Raw genomic sequence first — 2,537 nt, forward strand, 5'->3', positions numbered from 1 at the left:
TTCGACATCTGAGCTGGGAATTCCTATTCTTTTGTCCTAAATATTTGATTTAATTTGCCCTGAGTTTTTCAGGGGTAACTAAGTAGGGAAATACACTTTACGAAGAGCTGTCCCGCCTTTAAAAACAAAGGCTTGAGACAAGATACCATCGGCGTAAATGCCGCTTAAGAACCAGGAAATCACGTAATCGCGCTCGATTGTGTTCGGATCAACCTTAAGTTCCCTGGCAACTTTCATAATTTCTTGTTTTGTGATCATTTGCTACCCTTTTTACTTATTAAGTTAGGTTCTAAAACGTTTATGATTAAGTGCCACCTTGCATTATACTGACCTTGCTTGGGTTGGGTGGGATCGAGTAAGCTATACCCCTTTGATATGCTCTTTTGCCAATCATCTAACCATGTCTCGACTGGTAACTCTAAACTCTCAGCCAAGAATCCAAGCCGCTTAAATACAGTTGCATTACCGATTTGCCGTGCATATGATGACAACTTGCTAAAATCAATGCCATCCTTAAATCCTTCAGATAAGCCCTTAGCTGCCTCAACTATGCCGCCGCAAAGCCTTGGACGGTCAAGACAATCAATTATCGTCTTTTCCTTATCAGTAATTTGCACTGGTTTGTTATCTTGCCACACAATTGCCAAGCCAAAGAACTTCTTTGGGGACAAGAAAACTAGCCTATACGGGACATCAAGGATCGCTTGAGAGGTTGAAGTTTCCCTTTTGGGTGCGCTTACAAAAACGGTCCTTGGTATCTGCTCGGTGTAACCATAATAATTAAGAGCCGACCAATAGGAAATCGCATATTCTGCATACTGTATTTTAAAATTAGGGTTACTGACATGAGCCCTTGCTGGTACGGTTGAAGACCCTGACACACTGGCAGATGCCAACACAAAAGAATCCTCACTCCACATATCTGGCGATTCTGCTTCAAGTGGAACCATGAGGTACTTACCACCCTTTAGACGAATTAACCATCCAGACCGCACAAGCCTGCTTAAAAGCTGCCTCAAGGCATCATAGCTCTTTTCAGGAAGAACATATTGTGCGTCTTCCACAGTAAAGGTAGTTTTATTTATCGCGCTTAGTTTAGAGAGTAACTTTGATCCTGATTTTCCTAACGTCCTAATTTCGTTCATTATGATAATTCCTTCATAATTTGTATCGTTATATGTCACATATTATGAACATTTTATTATTGTCGTCAAGAGTTTTGTTTGTTTTACTACTTCTTGGATCTAATTGGATTAAATTTGCGAGGATCTACGGCCAAAAAAGCCTATTCTAATTTTAGGTGTCATATTAGAATGGTAGAGCTTGCTATTCTAATTCATGCCGGGTTTTTGGAATAAATCAAGTGTGCGTATTCCGACGATTTCGGCCACCGATTCCGATTTATTCCGGCCACTTTCGGAGCAAAGCGACGCTGTCTGTTTCAATGATTTACTAGTGGCCGGAATCAGTCAAGGGCACGTCTAATTTTCGCATGGATCCTCCCTTCAAATTGATCTTGTACGAGTTGTGAACGATGCGATCTAAGACAAGCGTCGGCAATGGTTGGGCTTGCCACCACATCGTGCCATTTATCAACCGGTACCTGGCTTGCCATTATCGTTGATCTAACTTTGTACCGATCCTCGATTACCTCCAACATATCTCTTCTTTCCGAATCCGAAAGAGTGTTTAGCCCCCAGTCGTCGATTACCAGAAGATCCGTTTTGGCCAGTTTGTTAAGTAATTTTACAAAAGATCCATCGGCTCTTGCCATCTTTAGTTCGTTTAGAAGCCTCGGGGTACGATAATAGATGGCGCAGTATCCCTGCCTGCAAGCGGCATTTCCCAGAGCACAGGCGATGTAGGTCTTACCCACCCCGGTTGGACCGACAATTATTGTATTGTAGTGTTTTTCTATCCAGGCGCAATTTGCCAAAGAGAGAATAAATCCTTTATCGAGTCCGCGCTTTGCCCTAAAGTCGATGTCTTCAATGTGACCAGGTCAACTTGCCTGATTACAGGGTTAAGCAGCTGACAGAGCTATTTCAAGAAGAGATCATCGATAGACAAAGCAAACATGCTCACGAGAAGCAATTCATCATGGATAAACTAAATAAGCTCAATAACAAACGGACTAAGCTACTCGAACGCCTACTGTGCAGAGGCGATATCCCTAAAGCTCCTTAGCGCTGAGCAACAGAAAATTGACGACGAAGAAGCAACACTTGAAACCAGGCTTGAAATCCTTAAAACCGGTCTGGATCAATTTGAGCTGGTGCTGAATAAAGCTATTATGATGGCGAGCTCTTGTTACCTTGCATACATGAAAGCAAATCCTATCAAGAGAAGACAACTAAACCAGGCATTCTTTAAGAGTATTTCCATAAAAGAAAAGAAGATCGAAGAAGTCGTTTATACCGACCTTTTCGATCTCCTCTTCCGTTCGAGTTCGAATAAGAACTCATTGGTAGCGGGGACAGGATTTGAACCTGTGACCTTCGGGTTATGAGCCCGACGAGCTACCGGACTGCTCCACC

Annotated in this window: 3 protein-coding genes; all 3 read right to left on the minus strand. The window is 42.6% G+C overall.

What is annotated here, in order from left to right; all coding sequences use genetic code 11:
- Nucleotides 1-78: 78 nt before the first annotated feature.
- Nucleotides 79-258, minus strand: a complete 180-nt coding sequence (locus tag COY37_RS03085; protein ID WP_286976026.1) for a nucleotidyl transferase AbiEii/AbiGii toxin family protein — start codon at nt 256-258, stop codon at nt 79-81.
- Nucleotides 255-1,145, minus strand: a complete 891-nt coding sequence (locus COY37_RS03090; protein WP_286976027.1) for a type IV toxin-antitoxin system AbiEi family antitoxin domain-containing protein — start codon at nt 1,143-1,145, stop codon at nt 255-257. Before COY37_RS03090 ends, COY37_RS03085 begins: the two co-directional genes overlap by 4 nt.
- Nucleotides 1,146-1,465: 320 nt before the next feature.
- Nucleotides 1,466-1,993: an ATP-binding protein gene (locus tag COY37_RS03095; protein ID WP_502693746.1), complete on the minus strand. Its 528-nt coding sequence runs from the start codon at nt 1,991-1,993 to the stop codon at nt 1,466-1,468.
- Between the last annotated feature and the right edge of the window lie 544 nt (nt 1,994-2,537).

It is taken from the genome of Candidatus Aquicultor secundus, from assembly GCF_002791875.1.
Taxonomy (GTDB): Bacteria; Actinomycetota; Aquicultoria; order Aquicultorales; family Aquicultoraceae; genus Aquicultor_A; species Aquicultor_A secundus.